This window comes from Endozoicomonas sp. G2_1, from assembly GCF_017744155.1.
In the GTDB taxonomy this organism is placed as follows: domain Bacteria; phylum Pseudomonadota; class Gammaproteobacteria; order Enterobacterales; family Alteromonadaceae; genus JAGHQT01.
In genome coordinates this window covers 197,552-215,145 of sequence record NZ_JAGHQT010000002.1, presented here as the reverse complement: position 1 = coordinate 215,145, position 17,594 = coordinate 197,552, and the positions used below count along the sequence as shown (strand labels likewise).

General features: G+C 40.9%; 15 protein-coding genes and 1 tRNA gene. 8 read left to right on the top strand and 8 right to left on the bottom strand.

Translation table 11 applies throughout. The annotated features are described in order from the left end of the window. Nucleotides 1–5: 5 nt before the first annotated feature. Complete coding sequence (locus J7384_RS03930) at nucleotides 6–515, bottom strand: DNA polymerase III subunit chi (RefSeq protein WP_209111570.1); 510 nt, start codon at nucleotides 513–515, stop codon at nucleotides 6–8. A 59-nt stretch (nucleotides 516–574) separates the two neighbouring features. Then, nucleotides 575–2,083 (bottom strand): leucyl aminopeptidase, encoded by a 1,509-nt coding sequence (gene pepA, locus J7384_RS03925; RefSeq protein ID WP_209111569.1) that lies wholly within the window; start codon nucleotides 2,081–2,083, stop codon nucleotides 575–577. A gap of 384 nt (nucleotides 2,084–2,467) precedes the next feature. Here pepA and lptF point away from each other — a divergent pair, with 384 nt between their 5' ends. Continuing rightward, complete coding sequence (gene lptF, locus J7384_RS03920; RefSeq protein WP_209111568.1) at nucleotides 2,468–3,601, top strand: LPS export ABC transporter permease LptF; 1,134 nt, start codon at nucleotides 2,468–2,470, stop codon at nucleotides 3,599–3,601. Continuing rightward, complete coding sequence (gene lptG / locus J7384_RS03915) at nucleotides 3,601–4,665, top strand: LPS export ABC transporter permease LptG (RefSeq protein WP_209111567.1); 1,065 nt, start codon at nucleotides 3,601–3,603, stop codon at nucleotides 4,663–4,665. The genes lptF and lptG overlap by 1 nt, the downstream gene beginning before the upstream one ends. A gap of 35 nt (nucleotides 4,666–4,700) precedes the next feature. Here lptG and J7384_RS03910 read toward each other — a convergent pair whose 3' ends face one another. After that, the gene (locus J7384_RS03910; protein ID WP_209111566.1) at nucleotides 4,701–5,222 is read right to left on the bottom strand and encodes an RDD family protein; all 522 of its coding nucleotides are present in this window, start codon (nucleotides 5,220–5,222) and stop codon (nucleotides 4,701–4,703) included. A gap of 195 nt (nucleotides 5,223–5,417) precedes the next feature. On the opposite strand from J7384_RS03910, the gene J7384_RS03905 reads away from it, so the two are divergent. Together J7384_RS03905 and J7384_RS03900 are read left to right on the top strand one after the other, a co-directional pair. Further along, nucleotides 5,418–5,504: transfer RNA gene (locus J7384_RS03905), tRNA-Leu, on the top strand. A 313-nt stretch (nucleotides 5,505–5,817) separates the two neighbouring features. Next, nucleotides 5,818–6,405, top strand: a complete 588-nt coding sequence (locus J7384_RS03900; protein WP_209111565.1) for a hypothetical protein — start codon at nucleotides 5,818–5,820, stop codon at nucleotides 6,403–6,405. Nucleotides 6,406–6,537: 132 nt separating this feature from the next. On the opposite strand, the gene J7384_RS03895 is transcribed toward J7384_RS03900, so the two are convergent. Beyond that, entirely contained in the window at nucleotides 6,538–7,458 is a 921-nt protein-coding gene (locus J7384_RS03895; protein ID WP_209111564.1) for an MBL fold metallo-hydrolase, read from the bottom strand. 75 nt (nucleotides 7,459–7,533) lie between these two features. Further along, nucleotides 7,534–8,499 (bottom strand): sensor domain-containing diguanylate cyclase, encoded by a 966-nt coding sequence (locus J7384_RS03890; protein ID WP_209111563.1) that lies wholly within the window; start codon nucleotides 8,497–8,499, stop codon nucleotides 7,534–7,536. A 276-nt stretch (nucleotides 8,500–8,775) separates the two neighbouring features. Here J7384_RS03890 and J7384_RS03885 point away from each other — a divergent pair, with 276 nt between their 5' ends. Continuing rightward, nucleotides 8,776–11,076, top strand: a complete 2,301-nt coding sequence (locus tag J7384_RS03885; protein ID WP_209111562.1) for an EAL domain-containing protein — start codon at nucleotides 8,776–8,778, stop codon at nucleotides 11,074–11,076. A 27-nt stretch (nucleotides 11,077–11,103) separates the two neighbouring features. Here J7384_RS03885 and J7384_RS03880 read toward each other — a convergent pair whose 3' ends face one another. Together J7384_RS03880 and pgi are read right to left on the bottom strand one after the other, a co-directional pair. Further along, nucleotides 11,104–12,756, bottom strand: a complete 1,653-nt coding sequence (locus tag J7384_RS03880) for a methyl-accepting chemotaxis protein (RefSeq protein ID WP_209111561.1) — start codon at nucleotides 12,754–12,756, stop codon at nucleotides 11,104–11,106. Nucleotides 12,757–13,003: 247 nt separating this feature from the next. Beyond that, the gene (gene pgi, locus J7384_RS03875; protein ID WP_209111560.1) at nucleotides 13,004–14,635 is read right to left on the bottom strand and encodes a glucose-6-phosphate isomerase; all 1,632 of its coding nucleotides are present in this window, start codon (nucleotides 14,633–14,635) and stop codon (nucleotides 13,004–13,006) included. Nucleotides 14,636–14,833: 198 nt separating this feature from the next. Between pgi and J7384_RS03870 the strand changes: the two genes are divergently transcribed. Continuing rightward, on the top strand, nucleotides 14,834–15,445 hold the full coding sequence (locus J7384_RS03870; RefSeq protein ID WP_209111559.1) for a fumarylacetoacetate hydrolase family protein: 612 nt from the start codon (nucleotides 14,834–14,836) through the stop codon (nucleotides 15,443–15,445). Nucleotides 15,446–15,786: 341 nt separating this feature from the next. Here the strand turns inward: J7384_RS03870 and J7384_RS03860 are convergent, their stop codons facing one another. Then, complete coding sequence (locus J7384_RS03860; RefSeq protein ID WP_209111557.1) at nucleotides 15,787–16,056, bottom strand: DUF3718 domain-containing protein; 270 nt, start codon at nucleotides 16,054–16,056, stop codon at nucleotides 15,787–15,789. Nucleotides 16,057–16,469: 413 nt separating this feature from the next. Between J7384_RS03860 and J7384_RS03855 the strand changes: the two genes are divergently transcribed. Then, a complete protein-coding gene (locus J7384_RS03855; RefSeq protein WP_280636302.1) occupies nucleotides 16,470–16,784 on the top strand; it encodes a YebG family protein in 315 nt (104 codons plus the stop codon). 3 nt (nucleotides 16,785–16,787) lie between these two features. Beyond that, the gene (locus J7384_RS03850; protein ID WP_209111555.1) at nucleotides 16,788–17,489 is read left to right on the top strand and encodes a SprT family zinc-dependent metalloprotease; all 702 of its coding nucleotides are present in this window, start codon (nucleotides 16,788–16,790) and stop codon (nucleotides 17,487–17,489) included. The last annotated feature ends 105 nt before the right edge of the window (nucleotides 17,490–17,594 follow it).

Here is a 17,594-nt window from a genome sequence, read left to right as displayed (position 1 = left end):
TTTTCTTAAACGGGTTGAGCGTGAGCTTTGATTTCGCTTGCCTGCTGAGTTTTGACGATAAAACCCAATTGTTTGTAGTGGCGAAAGCGGTCTCGCGCGAGTTGTTTCAAGGCTTCATCACTGGGGACGAAGTCGATGATCTTTTGATAATTGCCAGCAAAGTTAGGCACTTGGCTAGCTAAATTAATCAATACAGGGCGGCGACTGCGACTTGGACTATGACCAATTTCAACCGGCGCGCCGCCTTTTGGTCCCTCGCCAATAAGGTTGTGAGGAACAAAACTCTCGGGGTCGAATGACCACAAGAGTTCGTCAATAATGTGGCTGCTGTCTTGGTTATCGGTAAAAACAAATACTCGTTGCTTTTGTCGATAATAAAACGCAGCCTGTAAGCAAGCTTGTAAGTGGTAGTCTTGGCAGTTGAGCACTACATCGGGCTTAGTCAAAGGCTCAGACTGTTCAGGCATGATGTAAAACATTACCTGAGGCGTTGGTCTGGTTTGAGCTTGATACATCGCAATAACTACCGCACTTGCTGTTAAGAACTAATGCTTAGACAGTGGTTGAAGCAAGACTATTCGCCTTGCTCAACACCGCTTTTGTTCAGTAAAAACTGAGTCAGCATACTTACCGGGCGACCGGTTGAGCCTTTGTCTTTGCCGCCACTGCGCCATGCGGTGCCAGCAATATCAAGGTGAGCCCAATGATATTTTTTAGTAAAGCGCGACAAAAACGCCGCTGCGGTAATAGTACCAGCAGCACGGCCACCAAGGTTGGTGAAATCGGCAAATGGGCTCTCTAATTGCTCTTGGTATTCATCCCACAGTGGTAAGCGCCAAGCGCGATCGCCACTTTGATCTGATGCGTTCAATAGCTCGTGTGCTAACGGGTTGTGAGTACTTAAAAGGCCCGTGGCGTGTTTACCTAAGGCAACAACACAAGCACCTGTTAAGGTTGCAACATCAACCACAGCTTCTGGTTCAAAACGCTCAACATAAGTCAAGGCATCACAAAGTACTAAACGACCTTCAGCGTCAGTGTTTAACACTTCAACCGTTTGACCTGACATAGTGGTTAAAATGTCACCCGGACGATAAGCGTTACCACCAGGCATGTTTTCACAACCAGCCAGTACACCAATAACGTTGATTGGCAAATCGAGCTCGGCGAGTGAATGCATAGCACCTAAAACGCCAGCGGCACCGCCCATGTCGTATTTCATTTCATCCATGGCTTCGCCTGGCTTGATTGAAATACCGCCGCTGTCAAAAGTCAGACCTTTACCAACGAGCACGATAGGTGCGCTGTCGTCATCGCCACCTTGGTATTTGATGATACTCATCATAGATTCATTTTGAGAACCGCGGCCAACAGCTAAGTAAGAACCCATACCAAGCTCTTGCATTTGCGCTTCACCGATAATTTCAGTGCTTACTTTTTCGTAGTCGTTCTCAAGAATTTTTGCTTGCTCGGCTAAATAGGCTGGATTACAGATATTTGGCGGCATATTGGCAACATTTTTACAGGTGTTAATACCTTCTGATACTGCTAAACCGTGGGCGATAGCGCGCTCACCAATAGGTAACTCTTTGCGCGTTGGCACGTTGAAAACGATTTTGCGCAATGGGCGACGTGGCTCTTGCTTACGGGTTTTTAAGCTATCGAAGCTGTATAAGCAATCTTGGGTTGCTTCAACTGCTTGACGCACTTTCCAGTATGTATCGCGACCTTTGACGTGTAACTCTGATAAGAAACAAACGGCTTCCATCGAACCTGTTTCATTTAAGGTATTGATGGTTTTGCTAATAATTTGACGATATTGACGCTCGTCGAGCTCGCGCTCTTTGCCACAGCCTACTAACAAAACGCGTTCGCTTAAAATGTTAGGTACGTGGTGAAGTAGTAACATTTGGCCTGATTTGCCTTCTAAGTCGCCACGGCGCAATAAATTACTGATATAACCTTCGCTGATTTCATCTAATTGTTCAGCAATTGCTGATAAACGACGCGGCTCGAATACGCCGACAACAATACATGCGCTTCTTTGTTTTTCTGGGCTGCCACTCTTAACACTAAATTCCATGGGCTCTCCTATTGTTGAACTCTTGCTCGATTGATCTTCGGCAAGGTTTTCGCCTGTTGTTTTTAATCAGGTGTAACTGTTTACGCGTTTTTGTTTGCTCAATGTGTTAACCTATTTAACTAACTTTTTATTATCGTTAACTTTTTTGATATCAAGTTATTCGGCAATGAGTTAACAATAACGGTTTAAAAAGGCTTTATTGAGTCGTTACATCGATTAAAAGTGAGTAAAATCGCTTAAATTAACTGTTTTAAAAGTTAAGCTAAAGGCTATAATTATAGCCTTTCGTCTGCTGGATAAAAGTTTATTTACTTATAAAAATGACAAGTTTACTTAAAAATTGTCTATATGTCAGAAAAAAACTAAGTTTTTAGGGGCTTGTTAGTGATTATTTTTCGTTATTTATTGAAAGAAGTTGTTAAGACTCAATTAGCAGTTTTTTTCGTCTTGATGACTATTTTCATTAGCCAAAAGTTTGTTCGCGTGCTGGGTGATGCCTCAGAAGGCGGTATCCCTGGACAGTTGGTTATGGTGTTTATTGGGCTTAAAATCCCTGAACTTGCTGGCATGATGCTGCCATTGAGTTTGTTTCTTGGTATTTTATTGGCCTATGGTCGAATATACGCCGATAGTGAAATGACGGTGCTACACGCTTGTGGTGTTAGTGAGTGGTATGTGGTTCGAGTAACCTTGATTTTGAGCTTAGTCACGGCAATTGTTACCGGTGCCTTTTCACTCTATTTAGCGCCAATGGCGGCTGAATATGAATATCAAGTCAAAGAAAAGTTGGCGGCAGATTCAGGTTTGACAACCTTAGTTGCAGGGCGATTCCAGCGTACAGGCAATGATAAAGCGGTGGTTTTTGTTCACGACAAAAATCGTGAAGACAATACACTAGACAAAGTTTTTGTTGCTCAAATTCCCGGCGAGCAAGACAGTGAGCAAAGTATTATTAATGCCAGCTTGGTTTACGCCAGTAACGGTCAAATTCTCGAAGAAGACAGTGGCTCACAAAAGTTGGTTTTGCAAGACGGGACTCGTTACCAAAGCGATGCGAAAAACGAAGAGTTTAGAGCAGTCGCGTTTGATAAATACTATATCCAAATTCAAGATCAAAAAGTTGAACACGCGCGCCGCAAGTTAAGCGCCTTGCCTACGTCTCAACTGATGACTGAACAATCACCTGAAGCCAACGCTACTATTCACTGGCGAGTGGCATTCCCGTTAGCGTGTTTGATTCTTACCTTAGTAGCGGTGCCACTTTCTGTGGTGAACCCAAGACAGGGCAAGTTTGCTAAAATGTTACCGGCATTGTTACTATTTTTAGCTTATTTCTTATTGTTAACCGCGTTACGTTCAGGGCTTGAAGGTGGTTCTTTACCTCCGTTTATTGGTTTGTGGCCTGTACACCTAGTGGCCTTGTTACTCGGTATTAGTTTACTGATGCAAGAGCGCAAAAGCGGTCGTGCCATTAAGGCTAAATTACCGACTCTTAGCCGCAAGGGGAAAGCAGCCTAATGCGTATATTAGACCTTTATATTGGCCGAATTCTCGCCTCAACAACTTTTATTACCTTAGCGGTTTTTGTCAGCGTTAGCGGTATCATCAAATTTGTTGAACAAATGAAAGCGGTTGGTCGCGGCAATTACGATTTATCGCACGCAGCTTTGTTCGTTCTTTATTCAATTCCGCGTGATATTGAGATCTTTTTCCCGATGGCAGCACTAATTGGCGGCTTAATCGGCATGGGAATGATGGCGAGTAACAGTGAATTGGTGGTGATGCAAGCTGCCGGCTTATCACGCCTTAACATTATTAAATCGGTAATGAAAAGTGCGGCTTTACTGATTTTAGTGAGTATGGCTGTTGGTGAATGGCTTGCACCCGCAGGTGAAGCTGAGGCGCGTGAAATTCGCGCTCAGGCGATTTCTGGTGGTAGTTTAATTTCATCGAAAACGGGCATTTGGGCAAAAGATGGTGACTTCTTTGTTAATATTGGCGAAGTTGAAGATGTAGGTAGCCTGCAACGGGTACAAATTTATCGCTTTGACAGCCGTTTGAAACTATCGAGTTGGACATCCGCGGACAGCGCGAAATACATTGATGATGCTTGGCAGCTAAGCAATGTGGTAAATACTAAAATAACTGATAAGCAAATAACGAGAGAGCAGCTGAGTACTCAGCTTTGGCAATCGAGCCTAACACCAGATAAGCTTGGTGTAGTAACCGTGAAACCTGAGTCGTTATCGGTGCGAGGCTTGTTAGAATATCTAGATTACTTAGAGGCAAATCAGCAAGATCCAAGTCGCTACTTGCTAGCCTTTTGGCGCAAAGTAGTACAACCGGTAACGGTTGCTGTGATGCTGTTGGTGGCACTGTCGTTTATTTTTGGCCCGTTGCGCTCGGTGTCAATGGGCGCTCGTATCATGATGGGCGTAGTGACGGGTATCTTGTTTCACATTACCAATCAGGCGATGGGCTCGATGAGTTTAGTCTATCAAATGCCGCCAGTGTTGGGGGCAACCATGCCGAGTATAATCTTTGTTGCCGTGGCAATCTTTTATATCAGGCGCAAGGTTTAACTCAAGCTTCTTGTCTTATCAGCTCAAAGCGAGGGCTATAAACGCCCTCGATTTGCTTCCATAGAAAGTACCACTACCTCAGTATCAGTTAATCTATCTTGTAAACTGAGCTTGTGTTTACGATCAAAAATAACTGTTAAATTACCCAAGCCTAATAATGTTGGTAACAATCTCTTAGTTGCCGTTTTTTTAGTGATTAAGCTGCCATCTTGATTTTGTACTTTTAACCGCCATGCTCTCATTCCTAGCGTTTGCCCGCTGCGCGACCAAAAGTAAACAAAGAAAAAGCAAACCCAGACAATGTTCCACGTATAAATTAACAAGCTGTACAAAAATGACGCTTGCTGTAACTCAATTGCGTGTTGGTAGCCTTGATTGTCAATTAACCCTTGGTTGAAAAAAACACCAAAAATACCAAAACCAACGGCACCCATAACCATATAAACCGCAGCTGCTAACAGAAAGTCGTAGACCCAGGCGCCAAATCTGCGTCTGAAGCCCGCACGTGGAAACTGCTCTGAGGTTGGTTGATCTTGGTCTTGTGTCGCTTGATTCATCGTGGCTATTAACAAATAAATTTGTCATAGTTTATCAAATTGTCGCGTTTGTTTAAAAATAAAGTCTTGTCAAAAGCAATAATGATTAAATAACCGACAAACAGTCAATTAAGTGAAATAAACTGGTTGCTATGCGTTCGCGATTTCGTATAATGCCAACACTTCTTGTTAGAGACAACAAGTTGTCACTGTGTCGCCGGAGTGGTGGAATTGGTAGACACGACGGATTCAAAATCCGTTGCCTTTGCGGGCGTGACGGTTCAAGTCCGTCCTCCGGTACCATTCTATTTATCTTTGTTATGACGAAATAAATAGAAAATGAAAACCAGCTTTAACGCTGGTTTTTTTATATCTGAAATATACTCTCTATTGCTTATCTCTAAGTATTAATTCACGCTCTGTATGGTTGCCAACAACCATTAACTATTTGGTATCCCGCTGTAATGTGCTTTCTGCTGAACTGAGTTCTCTAACAACTACTGTAAGACAATGATTACACAGTAGCCTAAAAAAAGTACTGATTGATTTGACAGCATTATTTTTTTTTAGTAATGATTTAGTTCCAAATGCTAGAAAATAAGTTAAAGGAATTTTTATGAATACTAAGGTAACAATCAGCTTGGTTAGCTTTTTAGGGTTGTTGTTTTCAAATATTGCTCTTGGGCTGCAATCAAATGACAGTGATAAAGCAAAAAAAGAAAGTGTTGAGAGAATTACTGTATATGGTCAAAAAAGTCTATATCAATTAAAGAAAGATATTAATGCTAGAAGTAAGGACTTTTTTAAAGACTACAACAAATATAATGATAACAATCAGTTTGCGATGGTTTGTAAAAAAGAAAAACGCTCTGGCAGTAGCTTTAAAGCGACTACTTGTGAGCCTCGTTTTGTAAGAAATGGTCGCGCTAAGTTAACTACCGCTGGTATTTTTGGCAATGATCCTAATACTTTAAATGGTGTTGACTTAAATTCTGATGGTGGTGGTAGTAGAGGCAGCACCCCTCCGCTGGCAATGGCTCGAATTGCAATGATGAGTCGTAGTTCAGTGATAACCGCTTCTCAAAACAAGCGCTTTGAAAAGCATGTTGAAAAACTGCTTAAGGAAAACCCTGAACTTTTGGGGCAATATCGAGATATTCTGGAGTTACAAGCAGCTTATGCTCAGAAAAAGGCTAACAAATAAGATATAACTTCCACTTGTCGAAGAGTTTTGTATTGCAACGCTTACCTATTGATAAATTCAACAGTACCGATAGGCGATACATTACCTTCGACTTATTTTTCCCCCGACCAGTATTCAAAAATATTTCTTAAGCTAAAGACTGTTTAGCAAGTACTTTGACAAGTCATCAGCAAAGCTGACTTTACCTTGATAATGTTGGCGAATCTTTTCTAAGGTTTCTTGCTCTTTTCCTATCGTTCTATTCATTCGATGACTAATAACTAGGTGTTTGACCTTGGCTTGTTCGGCAATATCACCAATTTCTGATGGCAACATATGCAAATTAGCGGCAATGCCTTTAGCACTCTCTGGTACGGCATTATGAGCAACTAATATATCGGTATTGCGAGCGAGTTTACTCAGTGTTTTTCGATTGTTACTCATATCTCCTGAAAAGGTCACAGAGCAATTGTCAATATTAACACGCCATGCCATTGCCGGCAGAGGACCGTGGTGCACAGATACACCTGTGAGTTTTATGTCTGGTTTTATGGTGAAATACTGAAAATCTTTATGGCTAGTTTCTGCTTCAATCACTTCAACGTGATAACCGCGATTGGTCGCTTTAAAATAATTTGCTAGATAAGGATAAGCGCCTTGTTGACCAAAAAGGCTATTAACAAACTGACCGAGTGATGGCATAAATTTGTTGCCGGTTGAACCGAACAGTTTTAAGTTTTTCGATCTAGGGGTAAAAAAAGAGCCTTTAATATAGGCCGACAAGTCACTACTGTGATCAACGTGTAAATGACTGAGTAAAATAGCGTCGAGATCGGCAAAACTTGCTTTTGCCGCACCAAAGTTAACGCTACTACCAGCACCTGTATCGACGATCACACTGGCTTTGCCACGATACCAAATAAGATAACTAGCAGAACTTCGGTTGTCATTGAGTTCTGGACCACCGGAGCCTAACACTTGTAGTGATATTTCATCATGACATTGGCTTGCCATTGCGCTGATTGAGGCTGATAAACCAGCGATAATAGGTAGAGTTTTTAGTAGCGTTTTCATTGTTCTGTAATTGCATATAGAAAAAATAGAAGAGTTAAATAAGAGCGTTAACCCGCAGAGTTGCTTTCATTAACTTTATGAAAGTTTTTTTAATGCTTTTTGTTTGTACATGGCTTGATCAGCTCGTGAAATTAACTCAGGCAAAGCTTGTTCAGCTTTTGCTAATGCGCAGCCGATGCTAACCGTATTTGGTGGTAAGCCATTACCTAGGTTAGACTTTGCGTGTTGTTGGGCTATTTTGTCCGAAATTGTTTGTAAATCTGATGCTTGCTTCACTTGGACAATAGCAACAAACTCATCGCCACCGATACGGCCGACGATATCACTGTCTCTGAGGTTAGCCTTGATGCTATCTGCTATTGATTGCAGTACTTTGTCGCCAACATCATGACCAAATTCATCATTGAGCTGTTTGAAGTTATCAGCATCAATAAACAACAAACCAAGCGTTAAGTCGAGCCTCTTCGCCAGTGAAATACGCTGTTCAGCTAGCATCATAAAGGCGCGACGATTATGGATGTCAGTCAGTGGATCTAGCATGGCGATTTGTTGCATTTTGCTAAAGTTGTCGAGTATGGCTAAATCGTCTTCAACTAGACTTCTAAATTGTTCTACCAGTTCGACATAATTGTCATCGTAATTTGTTTTTTCAAAATCCATGACGCAGATCGTGCCAAAAGGCTCACCACTGGGCCAATAAATGGGCATCCCTAGATAGGAGTTAAAGCCATCTTTGGCGACTTCTGGGTTAGTTTGCCATTCGGCGAGTTCGGTTGCGCGTTTGACATATAGCGGTTGGCTCTCTTCAACCACCTTTTTACAAAAGATGTTAGTTGCGCTAGGAATAATAGTACCGGCAGGGTAAGGATTTTCTTGCTGTTGGTTAGCAATAATCACTTGGTAGCCTTGAGACGTATATTGAACGATGAAACTGGCTGGTGCGCTAAATAATTTCGCCATTAAATTAATGGTTTTCTGCCATTTACTTAATGGCACATTATCTTTTGGATGTTCAAGGATAAATTGGTCAGTTGCGAGCATATAGGTTTGGGCAAATGAACTTAACTAAACTAAGGATATGGCTTTGGCTTCACGAGTCAAGTTGTAACGGCAATTTTAGTAATAAGCTCTCGATATATAGTCAAAAACTGTAAAAATTGAGTGTTATATATTAATCAAAGGTAATAAAAGTTGCTTTGCACAAGTTTTATAGTAGAAGATAGCAATTGAATATAAAAAGCCTTTAACCATGTTTTAATAGAGCAATTAAAACTGATATCACTTTTTAGTTAACCCAAGTACAAGCAGTTTCACGGCATGATGAAATCTCCTAATAAAAGACAATTAAAACAAGTTATTCTTCAAGCTATTATCATTTTGAGCGCTTTAGTTGTATTACCTTTTATTATGGTGCGAATAGCAGCAGACGATTGGTTGATGGCGGGAATAGACTTTATTTTTGTCTCGGCGATGGTTTCGTTGTTTTTTTATGTCAGGAAAACCAACAAAATTGTTTTGCCTAGCTTTGTTATTGCTGGTTTTGCTATTTTCACTGTCGTCTCAAGTGTCATCATTAATGGTCTAGTACATATTTTTTGGGCTTATCCCGTTGTTATTGGTGTTTTTTATCTGTTCCGACACGGTATTGCTATTTTTATCAATCTCGCTTTTATGTCGGCGATCGCCGTTATAATCTCTAGTTACTTTGAATTGATCGACTATTTAGATGTTATAGCCTCGTTGATGGCGACAACCTTTATTGGTTTTATTTTTTCGAAAAATACCCAAGATGATCAAGAGCAGCTGATTAAAGGTGAGCGAATGCTGACTATCAGAAACTCTATTTTAGAGTCGATTACCAAAGCTGAAAGCTTAGAGCCTGTGCTCACTAAAATTGTTACCGCGATTGAGAAAGAATACACAGAAATGCTGGTCAGCATATTGTTGCTTGATGAGTCGGGAAAACACTTATTGGTTGGCGCTGGACACTCTTTACCTGATTTTTACAATCAAGCTATAAACGGCGTCGCTATTGGTGATGGTGTCGGCTCATGTGGTACGGCTGCGTATAGAGCTGAGCGCATAATCGTTGATGATATTAGTAGTCATCCTTATTGGCAAGACTATAAAGATTTAGCCGAGCAAGCTGAGCTGAGATCTTGTTGGTCAGAGCCAATTGTTAATGCTAAAGGGAATGTTTTGGGTACTTTTGCTATTTATCATCGAGAAGCTAAAGAGCCAAGCAATCAAGATTTTTTGCTGATTGAGCAGTTTGCCCATATCACCAGTATTGCAATAGAGCGAGATCGCAGTCGCCAGCTAATTTGGCAGCAGGCTAACTTCGATCCGCTAACTAAGTTGCCAAATCGAAATATGATGCAAATCCAGCTGAAAAAAGCATTACTCGTTGCTAAAAGAGAAGGCAGCAAGTTGGCGATTGTTTTCATTGATTTGGATAACTTTAAAGATATTAATGACTCTATTGGCCACGATGCCGGCGACGAGTTGTTAATTGAAGCTGGTGAGCGCATCAAGTCTTCTGTACGAGTAACCGATACAGTCGCTCGACTTGGCGGTGATGAGTTCATTTTACTACTGGAAAACATCAAAACTGACGCTTGTATCGAAAAAGTGACTGAGAAAGTTCGCGCTAATTTAGCAATGCCATACTCACTGAAAGGGCAAGCTGCTTATAGCTCTGCCAGCATCGGTGTGACTGTGTTTCCCGATGATGGGGAAGAACTTGAGCTATTGTTAAAAAATGCCGATCAAGCAATGTATGGTGCAAAACAGCAGGGGCGAAATACGGTTTATTACTTTACGGAGTCGATGCGAACTGAAGTGCTCAATAGAACTTCTATGGTGAAAGATCTCCGCAATGCATTGACCAATAATGAATTGTTTTATGTTTTTCAGCCGATAGTCGATTTAACCAATGGGCAAGTAACTAAGGCCGAAGTATTACTACGCTGGCGTCATCCAACACTTGGTTTAGTAAGCCCGATGCAGTTTATTCCTCTCGCGGAGGAGACTGGGCTGATTGTTGAGTTTAGCGACTGGTTATTTTTAGAAGTCGTGCCTCTGGTAAAACGTTGGCGAAAACAGTATCAGCCAGATTTTCAGCTAAGTATTAATACCTCACCGGTACAGTATAAGTCTAACTTTACCAATATCACTAAATGGCTAGATCAACTGAATATTTATCAGCTTGATCAACGGGCTCTCGCGTTTGAAATTACTGAAAATTTATTGATGGAATCTGACGATACGGTTTATCAAATGATTGCTGATATTCAGCAAGCTGGTGTTGATATTTCAATTGATGACTTTGGTACCGGGTATTCTTCATTTGGTTATTTGAAAAAATATCCCACTAAGTTTTTAAAGATAGACAAAAGTTTTGTTCAACGGATATCTGAAAGTGGCAAAGATTTGGCTTTGTGTGAAGCGATTGTTGTAATGGCTAAAAAGATGTCAATGTCGGTAATTGCAGAAGGGGTTGAAACACAGGCACAACAACAAATATTAACAGATATAGGTTGTGACTACGGCCAAGGCTACCACTTTGCTAAACCGATGCCACAGGATGAATTTGAGCAACTATTTAAGCAGAACTAGCTTTTAATACTAGCTCTGCTTAATTCACTATTTCAGTTTAAAGTGATTAACGTTGTCCTTTAATTGCTCAGATAGCTGATACAGAGCTGATGTTGCGGAGTTATTAGTATCAAGTGAACTAATGGAATTATCAGACATTTGAGCAATTTGTTCCATCGCATGGGCGATATCACCAATACTCTCTACTTGATCACTCGCCGCCCTTGCCACTTCTTGAATCTTAACCAGTGAATCGGTTGCTTGTTGTTCGATATTTTCAAGGAGTTCAGTGGTTTCGATGGTTAGAGCTCGACCGTTTTCAACTTGTGGCTGAGTTGTTTCCATGGCCGCCACCGAAGCTGCTGTTTCTGTTTGTACTTGGCTGATCATTTGCTCAATTTCGGCGGTTGCTTCGCCAGTGCGTTTGGCTAGCTGTCTCACTTCATCTGCGACAACAGCAAAGCCTCTGCCTGACTCCCCCGCTCGAGCAGCTTCTATCGCTGCGTTAAGCGCAAGTAAGTTAGTTTGCTCAGAGATACCACTAATCACGTTAGCAATACCGCCGATCTGCTTGGTTCGTTCTTCTAAACGACGAATTTGGTCAACGGTGCTGTTTACCGTTTGCGAAATTAACTCCATTTCTTTAGCACTGGCGTTTATTGCTTCGCGACCTTGTTTGGCAAAGGTTGCTGTCGAGCTAGAGTTTTCTTCCGTTAAACTAGCGGTTTGCGAGACTTGATCGATGTTGTCGCGCATTATTTCAAGTCTATTTGCGGTTTCACTGGTGAGTGACGCTTGGTTTTGAGCTGCTTGGTAAACCTGCTCTGAACCACCAGAAACATTGGCTGTTTGTTGGCTTAATTGTTCTGCCGCGTTAACAATGTTGGCGACAGTGACACCCAATGACGATTGCATCGAGTCAAGTGACGCCAACATACTATTTGGGCAATGAGTTTCTATGGTTGTTGTTAGATCGCCATTGCTGATTTTAGCCAGAACATTGGCGGCTTCATAGGGCTCGCCACCGAGCGATTGGCGCAAGCTTTTTGCAATTAGTATAACTATTAACACACTAATGACTATTGATACTGCGCTTAGCACCAGCATTAACTCCTGGAAGCCACCAGCTGCGCGACGAGCTTCAGGAGTCGCTTTTTGATTGGCGGCTTCTTGATAATCAATAAACTCGTTAATTGCTTTTAACCATTCAATAAAGTCAGGGCGGGCTTGGTTAAGCACTAAGTCATTAATAGTGTTCGTTTGCTGGCTTTGTTTAAGCTCAATGATTTGTTCAACCGTTGGCAGGGTTTTCGATTGGATGCGATCGATGTTATTGAGTATTTGGCGTTCCTGGCTGGTAAATTGTTCAGGTGCCTTATTCATCATCGCTTGCATCATATCTTCTGAATCGCGATAAAAGCGCTCAAGTTCCCTGATTTCAGTAATGAACTTGTTTACTTCAGTTGTGCTACGCGCGTTGGCAACGTCTCTAATTGCAATCGCTCTATCGTGAACACTGCCCCGGTAGTTAATCGCATAACGCTGTTTGACCGAATTGACATCGGTGATGTCAGCTAGGGTTTTATCAATAAAGTTAACTTTTTGAATACCCAGAATAGTTAGAATCACCATTAATAAAAGGATGACACCAAAACCTAAAGTGAGCCTACTTTTTATCGGTAAGTTAGTTAAAAAATTCAACGTCGACACCTCTTTTATTTTATTTGTGGTAGAGACACTCGTATCGGGTGATTACTTTCACCGAGTATTGTCTAATGCTCCTAGTGATAAGTGTGCAACTTGAATGTTGAAATGGCAACGATAATTGCGTTGCACAGAGAATATTTCTCGATAATGAGGAGATTGAGTGAGTAAAAATAGACTGCGTTGGCGGAATAATAGAGCGCTCATTTAGAAAAAAGCGCTCATTAACTTTGAGCTCTTGAGGCTATCGATTAGCTAAGTAGTAACTCATTAAACCCGTTGTTGAACTATCGTGATCGTCAGACAATTGGTTTTGATCAAGTTCTTGCTCTATACCTTTTGCCAGCACTTTGCCCAGCTCGACACCCCATTGGTCAAAAGAATTGATATTGAGGATAACCCCTTGCACAAAGATTTTGTGTTCGTATAACGCAATAAGTGCCCCTAGTGATTCGGGAGTTATTTGATTGAGGAGAATTGAGTTGGTCGGGCGGTTGCCGTCGTGAACTTTGTGTTGAGCTAGTTGCTCAATACGCTGATCTGACAATCCTTGACTTGCCAGTTGCTCTTCAACTTGTGACAAGCTAACGCCTTTCATTAATGCTTCTGTTTGAGCAAAGAAGTTCGACATTAAGGTGTTGTGGTGACCATCGACTTCGACAACTGGTTTAACTGAGCCGATAAAGTCTGCAGGTACAATAGTATTGCCCTGGTGTAGGTATTGGTAAAAGGCATGCTGGCCATTGATACCTACTTCGCCCCAAAGACCTGCGACGGTATTGTAGGTTAATTTTTTTCCATCTCGATCAACAGACTTGCCATTACTTTCCATTTCCGCTTGTTGCAAGTATGCGGGTAAGCGATGTAAACATTGATCATAAGGTAAAATAGCTTGCGAGGTTAGCTTTAAGAAGCTGCAATTCCAAACCGCAACTAGCGCCATTATAACTGGAGCATTTACCGCTAAAGGCGCTTGCAAAAAGTGCTCATCCATTGCTTTGGCGCCCGCCAATAATTGCTTAAACGCATCAAAGCCTAAGTAAAGCGAAATTGGTAAACCAATCGCAGACCAGAGTGAAAAGCGTCCGCCAACCCAGTCCCACATAGTGAACATATTGTCAGGGTCAATACCAAAGGCAGTTACCTTTTCGGTATTGGTAGATACTGCGACAAAATGCTTAGCAATAGCCTCTTTATCGTTCGCTGCATCAATCAACCAGTTGACAGCAGTTGTAGCGTTAGTCATGGTTTCTGATGTCGTAAACGTTTTACTCGCGATAATAAACAATGTCGTTTCTGGGTTTACTGAGGCGAGAACATCGGCGATTTGGACACCATCAACATTCGACACGTAGTGCATTTGTAGTTGCTGGTCGGCATAACTGTTCAACGCTTCGGTAACCATCAATGGCCCTAAGTTTGAACCACCAATGCCAATGCTAACAACATCGGTAATTTTTTCATTGGAATAACCTAACCACTGACCCGAACGAACCTGTTGAGTGAAACGCTCAATTTTGTCTAGGCTCTGCTGAACTTGGCTATTGATTTCGTCACTATTAGCATTAATCGGCGCAGATGCCCGCAGTGCAGTATGGAGAACTGCTCGATCTTCGGTGTTGTTAATATGATCGCCTGTGAACATTTTATCGCGCCACTCTTCAACCCGACATTCACTAGCTAATCCTGTTAATGCATTAAATATATCGCTGTTAATCAGGTTTTTTGAGTAATCAAATAATAGGTGAGGGGCTTGTACTGAATATTTATCGAAGCGAACTGGGTCTTCGGCAAACATAGTAGCCAAGTGTGGCAAGTTGCTTTTTGCGTATGTAATGAGTTTTTGCCAATTGTCGAGCGATGTTCTGTCGTCCATATTTCTACCTAAAATTATCTTTCTTTCCATATTCTATCGGGTTAATCATTTATATTGAAGATGTAAAAAATTTTCTTGTAAGAAAGTTACTTACATTTTGGGATTTTACAAATAATAAAAACGGTGAAATAGACACTATTCGTCTAGTTACTCAATATCTGTTAACCTAAATAGTTTGTAATCATGTGTGGACTAATAATGCACAATACGATTAATTTTCTCGGTCGACTTTACTATCCCAGTAAAGTGGTTTGTGTCGGCCGAAATTATGTAGAACATATTAAAGAATTAAACAATCAGGTGCCAGAGCAACCGGTTATTTTTATCAAGCCCAACTCATCAATAAGCGATGTTCTAAATAGTTTTCACCAAGAACCATTGCATTATGAAGGTGAGTTAGCTTTTTTGTATTTAGAAGGGAGGTTTGCCGCTGTTGCTTTTGGTCTAGACCTGACCAAGCGAGCGCTGCAAAGTGAGCTAAAATCAAAAGGACTGCCTTGGGAACGCGCGAAATCATTTAATGAGTCGGCACTTTTTAGTGATTTCGTGAGTTTTGACGATATATCTGCGCTGTCTCTATCACTCGATGTAAACGGTGAAACGCGTCAGCAAGGTGGCGTTGACTTGATGTTGTGCTGCCCGGAAGCATTGTTAACTGATATTTCTAGTTTTATTGATTTAGTTGATGGCGACATTGTCATGACAGGAACACCAGCTGGCGTTGGCGTCGTTGATGCGAGAACATATTATGTTGGTAAAGTACTAGAAAATGACAAAGTGTTGATCGAAAAGACATGGCTTTCTAATTGATTTCTTGTTTTTTTACTACATTTTTTTTCTATCTCGAAAAAGGTTACTTATAAATGAAGCGAGTAGTTTTATATACAATGTCGGCGTGCCCGCATTGTGATACTGCCAAGCGTTATTTGGATCAACGCAGAATCAAATATCGGTTAGTTAACGTTAAGACGCCCGCAGGCCAAAAAGAGTTTTACAAAACTGGCTTTCGTGCCGTTCCAATCGTTAAAGTTGGCGATCAATTTATAAATGGCTTTGATGTTAAAAAATTCAAACAGTTGTACAAATAATTAGTTTGAAAATGTGCAATCATACCTAGTGTTGTAAATTACACATTTTCTATATATTGACATTTACCCATCAAAATTAACGCTGTATTTGGGTGCTTTCGCGATATCTGTGATACTGGTAGCGCCGAGTTTGGAAGACAATTTCCCCGCTGTTTTATATGCACCGTGACTTTCTGCAAACTCTATTACGCTTTGGTTGTTACAAACCAAATTCAAGGCAATATTTTTGTGATTACTATTTATTCTACTTATTGAGTAGTTCAACCTTACTAATTTGTCGCTCTTGGCTGCTTTACAAATAGAGATTAAAGAACGCTCCATTTGCTCAGACATATTGGCACTGCTTGAAAAGCTTGTAGTTAACAATAATAGGCTAGTCGAAATAGATAACGCTGTTGTTGTTAGTTTTTTCATGATAACTCTCCCGAGTAAGTGTTTTTAGGTGACGACTCTATAGTGGCGCATTTTTTTCAAAAAGTTGTTTCTACAAGACCTCTGAATGTAAATGTTTCTCTGACAATTACATGTGTTTAATTGCTAAGTTAATGATTTTATTGGTAGTCTAGGTGGTTGGTAGGCTGGGTGCGACAAACTTTTTTACATTCCGTCGGAGTTTGTTTACATCGCGGTTAACTTTTTCTTTCGTTAGCACGCGCTGATACTCGTATATGAACACTTTATTCTTACATTTTTTTGTGATACTGTTTTTTTATACAGTTTTATTTAATGATTAGTTGAAGGTATTTATGGCCGTTGAAACTAGGTTCGTCGTAATGAGAAATGGGCAAGAGGTATCGACCTTTATGGACAAAAAATCTGCTGATGAATACGATAAAATGCTCGATATGGCAGATAACTTAACGGTATTGTTAAGCAATTCTCCGCTAGAGTTATCTGAAGCAGATATCGAAGAACTTTCGATTTTTCTAGCACAAGGGCGTGAAGATGTGTTGGTAGCTCTACAGGCAAAAAAACCGAAAGTAGACAAGTCATCAGCAACTAAGGTTGATGATGTTAAAGCGGCCTCTGGGCAAGTGAATAAAAAAGGAAAAGCCGCTTAATTGATGAGTATTGTTGAGTATAACCTTGCTTTTAGTAGGCGCAAAACTATTGCCTTGCAGGTAAAAGCTGGTCAAGTGTTTGTTCGAGCACCGTATGGTATCTCGCAAGCCTATATTGAAAAGTTGTTGCGAACTAAGCAAAGCTGGATTGAGGCAAAGCTTGAACAGAGCAAGCTCAAGCAATTGATAAATCCAGCCTTAGCTGAGCGCAAAAATATACTTATCTTCGGCCAATATTACCCGCTGAACATTCAATCTCAACGAGTCTCTGAACAAGTAAGGTTTGCTGATGGAAAATTGTCGGTTTATTTAACAAGTAACAAAAACCAACAAGACAAAACTGTTTTCAATGAGGAAGTCGAAGCACTAGTTAAAACCTGGTTACACGCTCAAACTAGTGAGTTGATAAAGCAAAAGCTCGCTCATTGGTGCCAAATAACGGAGTTGTTGCCCGCGAGTTACAAGGTCAGGTATTACAAATCGAAGTGGGGCAGTTGTAATAGCCGTAAAGCCCTAACCTTCAATAGCTTATTGGCAATGACGCCTGATTATGTTGTCGACTACATAGTTGTTCATGAACTCTGTCACTTAGTTCACCTCAATCACTCGAGTCAATTTTGGCAGCTAGTCGAGTGTTATATTCCGAATGTTAAATCAGCCAAAACTTGGCTTAAAGAGCACCAACAAGACCTTACTTTTCACTGACATTTTCTAAAAAGATACACTGGCATGAAACTTGTTTTATTTTTGACCATCTAACTTTATACACCTTAGGTGTCAATTTTATGTTCTTTGTTGTTACCCAATGAG